Below are 16,698 nucleotides of genomic sequence, written 5' to 3' on the forward strand. Positions count from 1 at the left end.
TCAAAATTAATCCGATTAAAGGCAATTTATATAGACCAAGTACATAAAAAGGTGTGTTTCATTTTGAATTTTACATATTAAAAAAATTATAAAGCAAATAAAATCCCATTATATTAAAAATAAAATGGGATTTTTACTCGATACATAAATTTTTATAAAGTGCTAAAAAGCCACTTTTTTAGAGATTACTTGACCAGTAGCCAAAGTCACTTTTACGATTCCCGTTTGCTTAAATAAACTAACATTTGAAGAACGGAATTCAGTTTCATCTAAAGCTTCCTTATCAAATACTTTTTTCCCTAGTAAATCAAAAATAGTCACTCGTTTTATCGTTTCGTTTGCTGATTTTATCTTCAATTCATTCTTGTCCTTAGAAATAATCACTTGATCCTCTAGTTGGTCCAAATCAGCTACTCCTAATGTTTTATCTGTATACCGCAAAACTAAACGATCATCAAAGGTTCCTATTTTGGTTTCAAAAGTATACCCTGATTTCTTAAGATCATGAACAGAGCCATTTAGTTTATCTTCCAAGAATATATTTTGAGACGTAAATAATCCGTCTACCTCATCAATACTGATGGTGAAACCACCTTCAATTGCGGAACTATATCCCAAGGGGACAACATCATTTTCGTCAAAAGGTAACGCTCTTCCTTGTATGGTTAGCGTTTCATCGCCGGTAATACTATAAAAATCAATGAATTCATTTCCATTAAAACTTACTCCATCAAAAGAAGGGTCATAAGCATTTGTAGCTGCTGTAATATAACCCACTAAAAGTTGTTTGAATGCACCTTGCGTATTAGTAAGATTCAACCAAACGCGGTGATTTTCGGAAGTAGTTGTCGCATCAAATTTCTTGTTTGCTGTTCTAAAAAACTGACTATTAGTTCCTGTTATACCACCAACACCTACTCGCATACTATTTTCAAATTTTACTGTACCAGCAACTGCTTTAATTCCCGCAAAAAAAGACTGGCCTGAGGCAATTTTTCCTGAAGGTTTATTTACAATTTGAGTAATTCCTCCCAAAATATTTCCTGTTGCAACTACTGTAACACCTCCAGTCAAATTATAAGTAGCATAGTCATCAGATGTATAAGCTAAAGCTCCTGATCCTTGGGAACCATTTGTAATGTTTCCTACATCTTGAATTGCCGTATTGTGCGTCCAAAAATATAAAGTTCCTTCTAATATCGAACTGTTATCCCTTAACAACTTGTTTGCATCTAATGCTGATGGATAAGGGTTGCCCAAGAGCGCTGACGACTCTGAATTTACAGCTGTAGAAGGAATTGGAACAGTAATTAAACCATTATTTGGCACTCCAAAGAAAGAGGCTTGATGAAGTCCTGGTGGTATAGGTAATACATACTGAGGTCCTCGAATTATATAACCAACTCCATTCTTCATAATCATATTAGGATCTTCCTGCTTCCAGTCATAAGCAGCTACATCAAAAGAATAAAATTTATCTAAAGGTGTTTGTGCAGAAACATCTCGTAATTTCTGACCTGCAACAGGAGAAGACCAATAGATATAATCAAATGGTTTGTAGGGTGAGGTTTGCCGTTGATAGCTGATTTTTCCTGTATTTGTATTTGTTATAACATCAGCCGTTTGTACCAAACTTGCATTGTTCTCAAAAGTCAATTTACCAGACCCTATAACTTTAACATCATTTGTTACAGTTAAAGTATGCCCCAAAGTAGGATTTATATATTTGAACACAACGTTTGCACCACTATTAACAGTGCAGTCACAACCTATCACATCTTTTGTGGAATTAAAATTTCCAGCAAAAATTAAATGTTGATCTTTATTAGGGGTTGTTCCATTATCCCAAGCACCGAGTCCGCTAGTCACTCTCCAAGTGTTAGTTTCTATACCTTTTATCACGATAGGAGTCGTGGATTCAGAATTACAACTAGCACTAGAAGCTACAATCGTATAGTTCCCCGGAGATGCCGTTACCTGATCATTTGTTCTAGATATTCCAATGGATGGTGAAAAAGTATAAGTATAGGAAGCATTGTAATTTGTAATGGTAAAAGAACCAGTTGCTATAGCACAAGTAGGCTGAACAGGATTTTCCACTGTTGGAGTTGTTGGTATTGGATTGATGGTTACTATTCTCGTAGCACAGCCAGTTATATTACAAGTACCCTCATATCTAACAAAGTAAGTAGTTGTCACGGTAGGCCAAACAGTAATGCTATCTCCTGTACCAACCAAAGTTCCACCACATGTCCCGATATACCAGCGTGGCACAGCACCCGATCCAGCCGTTCCACCTGAAAGTGTAAGTGTAGTAGAACTTCCATTACAGATTACATTAGTGCCGGTTATTCCCGTAGGCGCAACTGAAGATGCATTCACAGTTATTGTACCTACAGCATTGCCAGATCCACAACCACCTCCTGTTAAAGGTATTGAATAATTATAAGTTCCTGCGGTTGTTGGCGCACCACTAATTGTTATTGTATTTGAAGCAAAAGCTGCACTAACTCCTGTTGGTAGACCATTTGCTCCAGAAATTCCACCATTAAATATTCCAGCAAATCCACTTGTAGTATGTGTTATTGGAGTTAAAGCTGAATTAGCACAAACTGTTGGTGTTGATGATGGTGGTGAAACTGAATTAATATTAATTGTTATTAAAGCTGCAGTAGAGGCTGTCTCACACCAACTTCCAAATTGATTTCTAACGATTGCTCTAAAATATGTATTTACGGTTAAATTACCAATTATAGCTCCTGTCAAAGTTGTTGCTGTAACATTTATATCAATTGGATTTGAAAATGCGGCATCAGTTGATCTTTGCCATTTCAAAATACCAATATTAACCGTTGAATGTCCCGACAACGTTAAATTGAAAGGTTGTGCTCCAGAACAAATTGTCTGAGCAGGAGAAACTGTACCTCCGAGTGGGGCTGAAGTCTGGAAACTTACAGTATTAGAATTTGCCGTCGTAGTACAACTATTGAACCCTCTTACTCTATAATATAAAATACCTGCTGGGAGATTATCAACTGGAATACTACCATTATTATAATTTACAGGGAAATTATTATACCCTGGTAAAAAATTAGTAAATCCGTTGTCTTTTGCTATATCCAAATAAACTCCTGTAACATTGCTATTGGTTACTGTAGTAAAATTTAACTTAGCATAATTACATTGTATATCACTTGCAGAAGTTGCAACAGGTACTGATGTAATAATTGGATTAATAGTAATCCAAAATTCGTTACCTCCAGTTGAAGTAGCACAACCATTTGTGGTGGTAACTTTGAGATTTCCCGAAGTTGCTGTTGAACTAAAAGAGATACTCGCAGAAAGTCCATCTGACGCTGTTGAAATAGTTGCACCAGAGCCAGTGTATGACCAATTATAAGCGGAAACGCCTGCTACAGGAGCTGCAGTATAATTTACTGTTGTACCTTGACACTGTAAATTTGAGCCCGTCAAAACTGCATTTGATGATACACCATTGGCTACATAAAGTGTTCTGGTAGCAGTAAATAGCGTACAACCTCCTGAACCTCCGACTGTATAAGTTATGGTGACAACACCTGAATTTGTTCCCACACTTGTTATCAAACCTGTTGAAGAGTTAACGGTTGCTAACAATGTATTGCTACTTGACCAAGTACCTCCTGAAACCGTGGAAGAAAAAGTTGTAGTTCTTGAATTATACGTACAAATATATTGGTTCCCCGATAAATTACCAGCAGAGGAAGGACAATAAGTTATCTTAACTAAACCATTTCCACCTATACCACCTGAATCTTGTTTTCCGCCACCGCCACCACCGCCCCCAGGATTTAGTCCATTTAACCCTGGCTCTCCGTCTTTTCCACCATTACCACCTGCGCCACCATCTAAAGTAGCTTCACCACCACTTGAACCTGAATCGCCAGTAGCATTTTTACCATTATTACCATCGCTATTAGTGCCTGCTGCACCTCCTCCTCCTGCTCCTCCTTTTAAGCTACTAGATGAATTAACACCTCCGTTACCTCCTTTAAAAGTTATTGTTCCTGTGTTAGCAGATCCACCAGATCCACCAGATATCCCTCCTGAAGCTACTAATAAATCTACTCCAAACCTTGATACCCCACCGTCAAGGTTTTGTTTTCCACCTGCTCCTACTGTATAATTATAAGTTGAATTTGGGGTGACTACAAAAGTAGATCTTGCATATCCTCCTCCTCCTCCTCCACTAGAACCACCACCATTACCACCTTGTTGACCTCCACCTCCACCACCCCATGCTTCAACAGTAATGCTAGTTACCCCAACTGGAACAGTAAAAGTCCCTGAAGTAGTATAGGTTTGCGTTGTTTGACCAAAAGAAAAAGAAAAGAGCAATAGCAATACAAAGATTAAGCTATTTTTAATTGAAAGTAATTTTTTATTCATTGGGGTGAATTTTATATATTTCCGTAACTTTTTTTAACTTAAAAAGCTTTGGTTTTATTGACTTAAAACTGAAAGTTCAGCGATCATAGCAATATAGTTTGTCTTTTTAAATAAAATGAAATTTAATCGACCAACTACAAAATAAGTCGTTTAAATACACCATTTATGAGTCGTTATCAATGAGCTTCTAATAGACTACAATCCTATAACTTAATTTAGGAAAAAGTGCAGTAAGTTGCCTCTAGTACTACTTTTTATTACCTGCTGTCATTCCTAAAAACAGTATTCCTTGCTGCAACTAATTTTGCTTTTTTGGTAAACAAAGAACAAAAGCTGCATTCCTTTCTTTTTAGTTAAGATTCAATCGATTTAATCCCTTACTTTTGAAATAGTATTCTTGTTAGCCGTCGCTATTTTGTGAACACACAAACAGTTGTAACCACCCATAAAATGAATCCAATTTATTCCATAAAAGAAGCCACCCACAAAATAGAGCATTACTGTGCCTATCAAGAACGCTGTCACGAAGAAGTAGTCCAAAAATTACGCTCTATGAAAATGGATTCAGATGAGATCGACACTATTTTAGTACATCTAATCAAAGATAATTTCCTGAATGAAAGTCGTTTTGCCTGCAGTTTCGCCAGAGGAAAACACCGGATTAAGTTTTGGGGAAAAATAAGAATTGTGAATGAATTAAAGTTTCGGAAAATCACGCAATACAACATCAATCTGGCACTCAAAGAAATCTCAGCAGAAGAGTATTTAGCTACTTTCCATACCGTCGCAGAAAGAAACTGGGAATCCGTACGAGAAACTAATTTATTGAAAAAACGTAAAAAATGCTGTGATTACTTGCTTCGAAAAGGCTTTGAAAGCACTTTAGTTTATGAAAAAGTAAAGGAGCTGGAGAATCTGGACACGGATTAGTACCGATTATTACAATTTAATTGCGAACTGAAACTAGTATTTATAGGTTATCTCAGTCACGAATAACAGTAACTACCTCGAATTTGTAGGTTCCTATTTTAAAAAGCACTAAAAACTAGAGCAATTTATGGACTTACTTTTTTTGTTTCAATCAGTGCAAGTAAATCGTTACAAACTCAAAAGAATACTCACCGCATTTCCACCAAAACCAACCGCATTAATCAAAACTTTTCTGATGGGTTTGGTTTGGGTTTGTGCTTTCGCAAAAGGCACCCCAATAAACCTATTGTGTTGCATCATCAATATAGCGAATTCCATACTCAAAATTCCTGATGCGCCAAAAGTGTGGCCTATCTTCCATTTATTAGTGGTCAACAAAGGAAGGTTTTTTCCAAATACTTTTTCAATAGCATTATATTCCGTTAAATCCCCTTTGATGGTTCCTGGCGCGTGCATCACGATCACATCTACTTCGGATAATTCGGTATTTTCCAATGCCATTTTCATTGATTTCTGGAAGCAAGTCGCTTCTGCCGAAATGGAAATATTATGTTCCAAAATCTCTGTAGCGTAGCCAATTCCAACAATGTGAGCCAAAGCATTTTCGGTCGCTCCTATTTCGAGACAGCAAACCCCAGCACCTTCGCCAAGAATCATAGTATTTTGCTTTTTTTCCAAATCGAGAGCGCGATTAGGATAATCTTCCTCTTTATTGGAATAAATTTTCAAAGCGCGCATTTGGGCAATCGTAAAATCAGTTAATGGCGCTTCACTTCCACCCACTAAAAACTTATCCGCCATTCCAGCTCGAAGCCAAGCCATGCCGTTTAATACCGAGTGTAAAGCAGTAGAACATGTGATTGAATGTGAAATTTCAGGGCCAGAACTTTGTAAATCATGGGCAACCCAAGATGAAATATTCCCTAAAGTAGTTGTAGGCGAAGCCAAAGTTTGTGCTTTCCCAGTTTTCAAATAATCCTGATGGTGTTTTTCGAATAAAACCGTGGCACCTCGAGAGGATCCAATATTGATTCCAAAAACGTCATTTTGCGTCCAGCCCGCATTTTCAATCGCTTTGCGAGAAGCTGCGATAGCGTACAATACGGATTTATCTAGCGACTTGTATTTGTGATCTGACTCTCGTAAAGCACTAACAACTTGCTCTGAATTAGCGTCTAAAGTCGCTACAAAAGTCTTTTTATGATCTAAAACATGTTCCGTAAAACAGTGGTTTTCATGGAGATAATTTTCCCAAATTGTTTTTGAGTCAGTACCCAATGGAGAAATAGAAGCTATGGCGGTTATGGAGATTGTTTGTTGTTGCAAGTGGATAATTTTTTATTTTGTTTCACGAAAATTCAAAAAGAAAATGCTAAGATGCGCTACGTTTTTCTATTATTAAAGAAAATTTTCAATCCTCTTTCTTTGTGAATCTCTGCGTCTTCTTTGTGAATATTTGTGTAATAACTTTGGAGGCAAAATTAAACTATTTCTAGAGCATTTTCGACCACTTGATACACTTTTTGCAACTGCTCATCAGTAATAACATACGGTGGCAAAATGTAGACAATATTACCAACCGGACGCAAAATCACTCCGTTTTCGATAAAAAAATCATAGAGTTTATTCCGCAATGTTCCATAATAACTAGCAGCACTTTCAGTTTTTATTTCTAATGCAAAAATAACGCCCAGCACTCGGGTTGTGACTACTTTCGGATGATTTTTAACACGCTCCTGAAACTCCAAATGTTGGTGATTGACACGAACTATGTTGGCTTGCATTTCATCCGTTTGCAACAATTTCATACTAGCTAAAGCCGCTGCGCAACCTGTAGGATTTGCTGTAAAAGTATGGCCATGAAACAATGCTTTGTTAATGTCGTCATCGTAAAAAGCATCGAATAAATCTTGCGTGAAAGTCGTAATTGCCATAGGAATCGTTCCTCCAGTCAACGCTTTGGACAAACACATCATGTCTGGTTTTTCAATTAAATAATCTGTTGCAAACGTTTTACCAGTTTTCCCAAAGCCTGTCATCACTTCATCCGCAATGGTCAGTACATTATTCTCCTGACAAATTCGCATCAATTTATCTAACGATTCCGGTTCGTACATCACCATTCCTGCAGCTCCTTGAACCAATGGTTCAAAAATAAAACCTGCACAGTTGTTGTTATTTAGTACCGCTTGCAACGCATCATAACTTTCTTGCTCTTGACCTTTTACTGGAACCGGAATCCGAACCACATTAATAAACATTCCTTCAAAAGCTTCGACAAAAAAAGAAATTCCACTTGCTGCCATCGCACCAAAAGTGTCGCCATGAAAAGCATTTTCAAAAGCAATTATCGTCGTTCTCTTTTCTCCTTTATTGAAAAAATACTGCAAAGCGACTTTAATTGCGACTTCAACAGCCGTAGAACCATTATCCGAAAAGAATATCTTTTTTTGGTTTTTTGGCAAAATTTCCATCAACTTCTCGGCTACCAAAATAGCGGGCTCATGTGTAAATCCACCAAATAAAACGTGTTCTAATGTGGTGAGTTGTTTGTAAATGGCATCGGCAATAAATGTGTCCGAATGTCCGTACGGATTGACCCACCACGAAGCGATGGCGTCAATATATTCTTTATTATTTTCGTCCCAAAGCAAAGCACCTTTTCCTCTTTTGATGGCAATAGGCAAAGCTGCGGTTTTATGTTGAGTATACGGATGCCAAAGATATTGGCCGTCTCTTTCTGTTAAAGTCATTTTAAATAATATATTTCACAAAGATACACAGAGAAAGTACAGAGTCTCACAAAGATTTTATAAACTCAATAGCTGTTCCCGAAACAAATCAGCGTATTCTTTGATTACATTTTGATCAAAATAGGGCTCTTGTTCTATTCGACCGATACATTTAACTCCTGTTTTAGATAAAATGATAGATTCAGTAGCTTTATTTTCATCGCCCGAAAAAACAATTCCCGCTATACTAATTTTTCTGTTTTGCAATGCTTCAATAGTCAATAAAGTATGATTAATGCTGCCCAAATAATGACGGGAAACCACCACAACCTTATAATCCGGCTGAATCAAATCGATGACACAATCATTTGAATTTAATGGAACAAAAACTCCTCCTGCACCCTCAATTACTAAATGATTAGCTGTTTCCGGTTCGATAATTTTCTTTAAATCAATAGTAATTTTGTCTATTTCAGCTGCAAAATGTGGACTCGCTGGCGTATTCAACGCATAACTATTGGGATGTATGACGGTCTTTGTATTCGATAAAAACGATTTGACTTTGTGACTGTCGGAATTATCTAAATCTCCCGCTTGTATGGGTTTCCAATAATCAGCTTCTAAAGCTTCTGTAATGATGGATGATGCAATGGTTTTACCAACATCGGTTCCAATTCCTGTTATAAATAGTTTCATAGATATTTGGCCACGGATGACACGGATTAAACGGATTTATATAGATTCTTTAATTTTTTCTATTATTTGTGAAAATCAGTCTTTTAATTTCTGGTTTTTCTCCAAAGTTTAATAACAACCCTATTTCAATATTTGTAGCTTTTAGATAATTTAAAGTTTGAACATAATGCGCCTTTACCAAACTCTCACAAGCCTTTAATTCTAAAATTATAACACCATTAATTAATAAATCAGCAAAAAAGTCACCAACAAGTTCGTTTTTATAATATACTTTAATTTGCTTTTGAGGTTCCACTTTAAAACCTTGCGATTTTAATTCCAAATACATTGCATTTTGACATACCTTTTCAAGAAAACCATACCCCAATTCATTGTAAACTTCATAAAAAACTTTCAAAATAGATTCCGACAATTCTTTGTGCAAAATTTCAGTCATTTTTTACTATTTAAAAGTTAAAATCCGTTTAATCCGTGTCATCTGTGGCTAAAAAACAAAAGTACTCAACAATCGCAACACTTCGGATATTTCCTCATGCGAATTATAACTGTGCAAACAAAAACGAAGTCGTTCCTGACCTTCTGGAACGGTTGGCGAAAGAATTGCTTTCACATCAAATCCTTTTTCTTGAAGCTGGCTGGCTATTGCTTTTACTTTTTCATTTCCTGGAACAATAGCCGATTGTATCGCGGATTTACTTCGGACAAAAAGTGGTTTTAATCCCAACATATTCTTTTCTTGATTGAACTGAATGATGTTTTCTCGAAGTACTTCTATATTTTTTTTATCTTTTTCTAAAAATTGATAGGCTACCAAAATCGTGGCTACCGAATGCGGCGAAAGCCCTGTGGTATAAATAAAACTTCGGGCAAAATTCACTAAATAATCCCTCAATTCAACCGAACCTAAAATCGCGGCTCCATGACACCCCAATCCTTTCCCGAAAGTCATAATTCGAGCAAAAACATGCTCTTGCAATCCCAACATTTGAACAAATCCTTCACCTTTTGAACCAAAAACCCCCAAAGCATGTGCTTCATCAACAACAAGATAACAATTGTGTTTAGTTGAAATCGAAACCAATTCTTCTAGATTTGGACAATCGCCATCCATAGAAAAAACAGATTCGGTGACAATATAAATAGTGGTGTCTGGATTCCTTAAAATTAACTTTTCTAAATCTTCAAAATCATTATGATTGAATTTATAGGCCTTGGCATTGGATAATTGAATTCCGTCCCGAATAGAAGCATGGCACAATTCATCGTATAAAATCAAATCGCCCTTTTGTGGAACGGCACTAAAAAAACCAACATTGGCATCGTAACCGGAATTGAAGATTAAGGCGGTGGCTGATTGGTGGAACGTAGCAATAACGTCTTCTGTTTCCTCAAATAAACTATGATTCCCTGACAACAGTCGGGAGCCAGTCGCACCGTTTTGAACACACTTTTTATCTATTAAATACTGATGTGTTTTATGAAAAATACATTCCGACTTCGACAATCCAAGATAATCATTCGAAGCAAAATCAATTAAATTACTTGAAATGGGTAACTTTCGTAAAGCATTAGCTTGTTTTCGAATTTGAAGTTTGCCTGTTAGATTCTCTGGAAATTGTTTCATAGTCTGCAAAAATAAGCATCTTTTTTGTTTTATGAATTCTGTGTGTTATTTGTTTCGTTTTTAAGTAAAATTTCAAAAAAAATCTGTTTTTATTGATGAATAAAAATTATTTCGGTTTTCATAAAGCAATAATTTAATTATGATTTAACAATTACAATAAAAGAATAGATAAATATTATACAATTTTTTACGAAAACGGTTTCGATTTTCAAATTTCATGAAAATGTGTTAAAAAAAACTTAAAATAAATAATAGAACTGTTAACGTATTGAATAGTTTTTTACTTTCGACGACAATGAAACGAATTGCATCGCTTTTCTTACTCGTAACTTTATTCTACAATGCGATGGGTTACTATCTTATGTTTGCTTATCAAGAAGAGCAAGCGTGGGTAGCTGCTATGGAAAAAAGACACGATTCAGAGTTTCAAGTCATCGAGTTGAACGCCACTTTATACTCTTTTATTGAAGACACTGATTTTGAGTATGTCAATGAAGATGTTGTCATTAACAATAAAAGCTACCATATTTTCAAGAAAAGAATTCAAAACAACATACTTAGTTTGTACTACCTGCGCAATTCACATCAAGATGCGATCAGTCAAGATTTAAAAGACATTGTAGACAATCAATTATTCAACGGATCTTCATCAAAAGAGTCTCCGGTTAAAAAACTCATGAAATCTTTTCTTCAAGATTATATTCCAAACACTACTGTTTGCCTGAATTTTTCTCCAAAAACAATCCTACATTCAATTGAATCTATCATTACTCCAACTCAAGCACTTGCTTCCGGGTACTATTCGGTGTCATATTCACCACCCGATTTCGCTTAAATCCTCTTTCATTTTAGTGAAATCATTCGCTTTGATCTGGCATTTGCAAAGCCAAGATACTTCACGATTGCTTTTTGGCTAAAGCTGTACATTTACCAAACCTTTCATTAAAAATTAAGCCTGCAAAAATGCAAAATAAACTTTTGTGTTTTCTGATTTCATTTTTTTAGATGATTTCACCGGCATACTATATTTCAATTCTGGTTTGTTTTGTAGCACTAGCTTCTAGTATCCTGAATTAAATTGATAGCAAATTTAGATTTTGAACAGCGTCACTATTTCACAGAAATGCTTTAATTCATCAAATTTCCATTTAAACAACAAGTACATTTTTGGCGAAAGCCAACAGTAATTCTTGATTTAAAGCGACACTTTTAATCAACAAACCACTATTTTAAAAAATGACTTCCTTTTTGGAAGAAGTTGTTATAGGCTTATTTTATATCAGTAACCATTCAAAAAAACCAAAAATTGAAAAATCTATCTCCATTACAATCCGTTTGTAGTTTTATCCTATTTGTAACAATTGCGTTTAATTCGGAAACAACAGCTGCGCAAGGATGTGTGGCTATCAAAGGGAATGCGACAAGTTGCATGTCGATTCACGCTGACAGCAGTGCCGTTTCCGGATGGCAATTTGCCAGCAGCGGTCGCTATTTTAGATCATTTAGACACTTTTCAGGAAGAAAAGAAAACAAAGATAGGTTGCTTCATAAAACAGAAGTAATCAATTATACCTCTGTTTTCAATCTTTCGTTAACCAGAATATTAAACAACCGCTGGTCCGTTATGGTCGATCTTCCTATTTCGAACAATGTTCGTTCCTCCTTATACGAACATGGATTAGTCAATGGCACTTACGTAAAAAGAGAACGCCACTCTACTCGCTCATTTGGAATAGGCGACATCCGATTCGCCGCTTACCGATGGATGTTAGATCCGACAAAATACGCTAAAGGCAATCTGCAATTAGGATTAGGGATAAAGTTACCAACCGGTGATTACAACTATAAAGATTATTTTTACAATGTAGGTCCAAACGGGACAAAAGAGTTGCGTCCAGTAGATCAATCCATACAGTTGGGAGACGGCGGAACCGGATTTACTTTTGAAGTAAATACATTTTACAACTTCATAGAAAACTTTGGCGTTTACGGAAATTTCTATTATTTAATAAATCCACGCGAGCAAAACGGTACAAGAACTTACAGAGAAACGTTAGCATCACGATTAGCCAACGAAGCGACTATGAGTGTTCCAGATCAATATATGTTTAGAGCAGGTTTTACTTATTCCGTGAATCAAATAAAAGGTTTGTCTGTAGCCGCAGGAGTTAGATTAGAAGGAATCCCTGTGAATGATCTCGTGGGTGGAAGCGGAGATTTCCGTCGTCCTGGATACATTTGGTCCATAGAACCTTCTTTAAACTATGAATATAAAAAAGTAGTAGTATTTGCTTCTGTACCATTTGCAGTAGTTCGCAATCGTACGCAAAGTGTAACCGACAAAGAAAATTCGATCAAAACAGGAACTCATGTTCAAGGTGACGCGGCATTTGCTGATTATACTATCAACATTGGTATATCAACTAGATTTTAGCTACAAACAGTTTCTAAAACATCATTAAAACATACATGCGAAAAATGAATTAAAAAGAATCCATATTGATTTTCACGGTTGATAATTTGTTTAAAGGTTTGTTTAAAAATTCTTTATCAACTCAAGCCTAACAGATGTTGGAAACCTGTTAGGCTTTTTTAATGAAAATCTATAAATCGACTTCTCTTGACATAGTTTCAATCTTAGAATTAGAATAAAATAAAAGTTCCTAAAATTAATCTTTAAAAAATTTTATTGTTTTAGAATATTTAATTATTGTTTATCAATAATTATCATATATTTGTCACAACTTATAACTTTATAAAAATGAAAAAATTACAAATCTTGAGAGCTGTTTTGGACTTTTTCTGGTTTTTTTCTTTAATCAGCGGAATTGGAATTCTGATTTTGCTAACTTTATATTTATTTGATTCTAATATGGATATCCCTGTAAAAATAAAGGGACACGTAATAACACCTACTACGCTACTTTCTAAGCTGATTATTTTAGCAAATGTGATCAGTGGATTTCTCTTTTTATACAGCATCTACGTATTGAGAAAAGTGGTTGGGTATTTCCAAAGAAAAGAAATCTTTAAATCTGAGGTTATAGAAAATTTTAATTTAATCGGTAAATTAGTTATCAGCTCTTCGCTTATTAGCCATCTATCCTTATTTATCTTTACTTACATCAATCGAGGCACTGTAGGCTTCTCAATAGAATTTGGAAGCTATGACTCCTTCTTAATTTCAATTAGTTTGGGATTGTTTTTCATGGTGATTAGTGAGGTTTTCAAAATAGCTAAGAATATAAAGGAAGAAAACGAATTAACAATTTAGCACTACTAATCAATTACAGCCTCCGATTAAAATCAGCAATTAACTAGATTAAAAAATTGAAATAAGATGAAAAAAATAATTATTCTGAATTGGGTATTAAAAATATTTATAGGGATTTTACTCTTGGCTATCCCCATAAACGAATGCTTGCGCTATAACCTATCTAATGAAGCAATAACTTTAATGTATAAAGATTCCCTTTTTGGGGATTTCAGTCCCTATATTATGTTAGTACGAATAGCGATAGTACTATTTGCCCTATTTAATATTCAAAAGGGGCTGCAAGCATTTATTAAAGAAGGCTTTTTTAACGTCAAAAGCTCTGATAGATTTAAAAAAAGTGGTTACTTGCTGCTATTCATTAGCCTCTTTGGAATCATCATTAGTCTGTTGGTAATGTATCAATCCCCAGAAGAACAAACACTATCTGATATAATTATGTATCTACTATTACTTGCAATAGGGATTGGCTTATTGGCTTTAGCTGATGTTATTAAAAAAGGAAATACCATCGAGACAGAAAACAATCTAACAATATAGCCATGCCCATCATTATCAACTTAGATGTTATGCTTGCCAAGCGAAAAATGCGCTCAAATGAATTAGCTGAAAGAATGGGAATCACAACAGCTAACCTTTCTATTTTGAAAACCGGAAAAGCAAAGGCGGTTCGGTTTTCTACTTTGGAGGCAATTTGTGAGATTCTGGAATGCCAACCCGGGGACATTATGGAGTTTGTAAAAGAAGAATAATCTGGAAAAGTCAAATCCCTAGCCCAGATAGCAGTGGAAATCCTTTTGCTTTTTTCTTTAAAAAGCAAAAGATTGAAACGTATAGCTGGAAATAGCTTCAAAAAAAAAGTCACACATTACTGTATGACTTTTGTTTTTTATTTTGACATGTCTTAATCTACTAAAACAATCACTTTATTGTCTTTCATTTCAATTGTTCCTGAATTGATAGCAAGGGTGTAATTTTGAGCATCTAGTTTAGTAAATTTACCTGCAACCTCTTTTGCAAAAGCAAAGTTAGAAGCTGTAATTTTCACTACACCTTTTCCTAAAATAGAAACGATTGGTGCGTGGTTATTTAAAATCTGAAAGCTTCCATCAACTCCTGGCAATGTAACCGAAGTTACGTCAGCTGAAAATAATTTTGCTTCTGGTGACACTATTTCTAATAACATAATTTTTCAGTTTAAAGCTTAAAAGTTTAAAGTTTAAGGTTACTTGAGAATCTTAAACTTTAAACTTTAAAACTAATTTTTAAGCTTCCGCTAACATTTTTTCTCCAGCTTCGATAGCTTCTTCAATAGTCCCTTTAAGGTTAAAAGCTGATTCTGGCAAGTGATCTAATTCACCGTCAATAATCATGTTAAATCCTTTAATGGTATCTTTGATATCAACTAAAACTCCTTTCAATCCTGTAAATTGCTCTGCAACGTGGAATGGTTGAGATAAGAAACGTTGTACACGACGCGCTCTTGAAACAGATAATTTATCTTCTTCAGATAACTCTTCCATACCAAGGATTGCGATAATATCTTGTAATTGTTTGTATTTTTGTAAAATCTCTTTCACTCTTTGTGCACAATCATAATGCTCATCACCTAAAATTTGAGGAGTAAGAATTCTTGAAGTGGAATCCAATGGATCCACCGCAGGATAAATACCTAATTCCGCAATTTTACGAGATAATACTGTTGTTGCATCTAAGTGAGCAAAAGTTGTAGCCGGAGCTGGATCCGTTAAATCATCCGCAGGCACGTAAACCGCTTGTACAGATGTAATAGACCCTTTGTTTGTAGAAGTAATACGTTCTTGCATAGCACCCATTTCTGTTGCTAATGTTGGTTGGTATCCTACTGCAGATGGCATACGACCTAAAAGTGCCGAAACCTCAGAACCTGCTTGAGTAAAACGGAAGATATTATCCACGAAAAACAATACATCTTTCCCTTGATCAGTTCCTGCTCCATCACGGAAATACTCCGCAATAGATAATCCAGAAAGTGCTACACGAGCACGAGCTCCTGGTGGCTCATTCATTTGACCGAAAACGAAAGTAGCTTTAGACTCTCTCATTCCTGGCATATCCACTTTAGATAAATCCCATCCTCCATTTTCCATAGAGTGCATGAATTCATCCCCGTATTTTATAATTCCAGACTCTAACATCTCACGAAGTAAATCATTCCCTTCACGTGTTCTTTCCCCTACTCCTGCGAATACAGAAAGTCCACCGTGACCTTTAGCGATATTGTTAATCAACTCCTGAATCAATACTGTTTTACCAACACCTGCACCACCAAACAACCCAATTTTTCCTCCTTTTGAATAAGGCTCAATTAAATCGATTACTTTAATACCGGTGAATAAAACTTCAGAAGAAGTAGATAAATCTTCGAATTTTGGTGCTTGTCTGTGAATAGACATTCCGTTTTCTCCTGTTTTTGGTAAATTACCTAAACCGTCGATTGCATCTCCAATTACGTTGAATAAACGACCGTAAACATCGGCACCAATTGGCATTTGGATAGGATTCCCTGTTCCAACTACTTCATAACCTCTGCTCAAACCATCTGTTGAGTCCATCGAAATGGTACGTACTGTATTTTCACCAATGTGAGATTGTACTTCAAGTACCAATAAAGTACCATCTTTTTTTGTGATTTCTAACGAATCATAAATTTTTGGAAGTTCAACATCTTTACCGTTGAAAACTACGTCAACTACTGGTCCAATGATCTGGGCAACTTTTCCTATTACTTTTGACATTACTTATGTGTTTATTAAATAGCTATTTAGGTTTATGAATTAGTACTAATCGAAACGTATCGATTAAATGCCTTTTTCAGAGCGCAAAGATAATTTTTTAAAATAAAAAATCAACACCTTTTGCGATAAAAAAAGGATATTTTTAATAGTTCGCATAGAAATGACCAAGAAACGGACAAAAGACAGCAATATCCTTAAAATAAACAACCACCACGTCAAAAGACGGGTGGCTGTTTA

General features: G+C 35.5%; 14 protein-coding genes. 6 read left to right on the plus strand and 8 right to left on the minus strand.

The genetic code is table 11. The features are described 5' to 3' along the window. Positions 1–162: 162 nt before the first annotated feature. On the minus strand, positions 163–4,428 hold the full coding sequence (locus tag IWX83_RS02650; protein WP_196827443.1) for a T9SS sorting signal type C domain-containing protein: 4,266 nt from the start codon (positions 4,426–4,428) through the stop codon (positions 163–165). 450 nt (positions 4,429–4,878) lie between these two features. Here IWX83_RS02650 and IWX83_RS02655 point away from each other — a divergent pair, with 450 nt between their 5' ends. Beyond that, on the plus strand, positions 4,879–5,358 hold the full coding sequence (locus tag IWX83_RS02655; protein WP_196827445.1) for a regulatory protein RecX: 480 nt from the start codon (positions 4,879–4,881) through the stop codon (positions 5,356–5,358). Positions 5,359–5,526: 168 nt separating this feature from the next. On the opposite strand, the gene IWX83_RS02660 is transcribed toward IWX83_RS02655, so the two are convergent. The 5 genes from IWX83_RS02660 to IWX83_RS02680 all read right to left on the minus strand — a co-directional run bounded on the left by IWX83_RS02660 (position 5,527) and on the right by IWX83_RS02680 (position 10,410). Next, entirely contained in the window at positions 5,527–6,684 is a 1,158-nt protein-coding gene (locus IWX83_RS02660; protein ID WP_196827447.1) for a beta-ketoacyl synthase N-terminal-like domain-containing protein, read from the minus strand. Between the two features lie 155 nt (positions 6,685–6,839). Further along, positions 6,840–8,111 (minus strand): adenosylmethionine--8-amino-7-oxononanoate transaminase, encoded by a 1,272-nt coding sequence (bioA, locus tag IWX83_RS02665; RefSeq protein WP_196827449.1) that lies wholly within the window; start codon positions 8,109–8,111, stop codon positions 6,840–6,842. A gap of 57 nt (positions 8,112–8,168) precedes the next feature. Then, positions 8,169–8,786 carry a dethiobiotin synthase gene (bioD, locus tag IWX83_RS02670; protein WP_196827451.1) on the minus strand — a complete coding sequence of 206 codons (618 nt, stop codon included), beginning with the start codon at positions 8,784–8,786 and terminating at the stop codon, positions 8,169–8,171. 49 nt (positions 8,787–8,835) lie between these two features. Continuing rightward, positions 8,836–9,222 carry a GxxExxY protein gene (locus IWX83_RS02675; RefSeq protein WP_196827453.1) on the minus strand — a complete coding sequence of 129 codons (387 nt, stop codon included), beginning with the start codon at positions 9,220–9,222 and terminating at the stop codon, positions 8,836–8,838. Positions 9,223–9,270: 48 nt separating this feature from the next. Continuing rightward, on the minus strand, positions 9,271–10,410 hold the full coding sequence (locus IWX83_RS02680) for an 8-amino-7-oxononanoate synthase (RefSeq protein ID WP_196827455.1): 1,140 nt from the start codon (positions 10,408–10,410) through the stop codon (positions 9,271–9,273). A gap of 295 nt (positions 10,411–10,705) precedes the next feature. On the opposite strand from IWX83_RS02680, the gene IWX83_RS02685 reads away from it, so the two are divergent. The 5 genes from IWX83_RS02685 (at position 10,706) to IWX83_RS02705 (ending at position 14,436) form a co-directional block, all read left to right on the plus strand. Then, entirely contained in the window at positions 10,706–11,245 is a 540-nt protein-coding gene (locus IWX83_RS02685; protein WP_073352318.1) for a hypothetical protein, read from the plus strand. Between the two features lie 471 nt (positions 11,246–11,716). Next, the gene (locus tag IWX83_RS02690) at positions 11,717–12,844 is read left to right on the plus strand and encodes a hypothetical protein (protein ID WP_231379774.1); all 1,128 of its coding nucleotides are present in this window, start codon (positions 11,717–11,719) and stop codon (positions 12,842–12,844) included. Between the two features lie 327 nt (positions 12,845–13,171). Next, positions 13,172–13,684 carry a DUF2975 domain-containing protein gene (locus tag IWX83_RS02695; protein WP_196827457.1) on the plus strand — a complete coding sequence of 171 codons (513 nt, stop codon included), beginning with the start codon at positions 13,172–13,174 and terminating at the stop codon, positions 13,682–13,684. Positions 13,685–13,750: 66 nt separating this feature from the next. Further along, positions 13,751–14,224 carry a DUF2975 domain-containing protein gene (locus IWX83_RS02700; RefSeq protein ID WP_196827459.1) on the plus strand — a complete coding sequence of 158 codons (474 nt, stop codon included), beginning with the start codon at positions 13,751–13,753 and terminating at the stop codon, positions 14,222–14,224. 2 nt (positions 14,225–14,226) lie between these two features. Beyond that, positions 14,227–14,436 carry a helix-turn-helix transcriptional regulator gene (locus tag IWX83_RS02705; RefSeq protein WP_073352323.1) on the plus strand — a complete coding sequence of 70 codons (210 nt, stop codon included), beginning with the start codon at positions 14,227–14,229 and terminating at the stop codon, positions 14,434–14,436. A gap of 152 nt (positions 14,437–14,588) precedes the next feature. Here IWX83_RS02705 and IWX83_RS02710 read toward each other — a convergent pair whose 3' ends face one another. Further along, a complete protein-coding gene (locus tag IWX83_RS02710; protein WP_073352325.1) occupies positions 14,589–14,870 on the minus strand; it encodes a F0F1 ATP synthase subunit epsilon in 282 nt (93 codons plus the stop codon). 79 nt (positions 14,871–14,949) lie between these two features. Beyond that, the gene (atpD, locus tag IWX83_RS02715) at positions 14,950–16,461 is read right to left on the minus strand and encodes a F0F1 ATP synthase subunit beta (protein WP_073352327.1); all 1,512 of its coding nucleotides are present in this window, start codon (positions 16,459–16,461) and stop codon (positions 14,950–14,952) included. Positions 16,462–16,698 lie beyond the last annotated feature (237 nt).

The sequence above is a fragment of the Flavobacterium sp. CG_9.1 genome (assembly GCF_015751645.1).
GTDB lineage: Bacteria > Bacteroidota > Bacteroidia > Flavobacteriales > Flavobacteriaceae > Flavobacterium > Flavobacterium xanthum.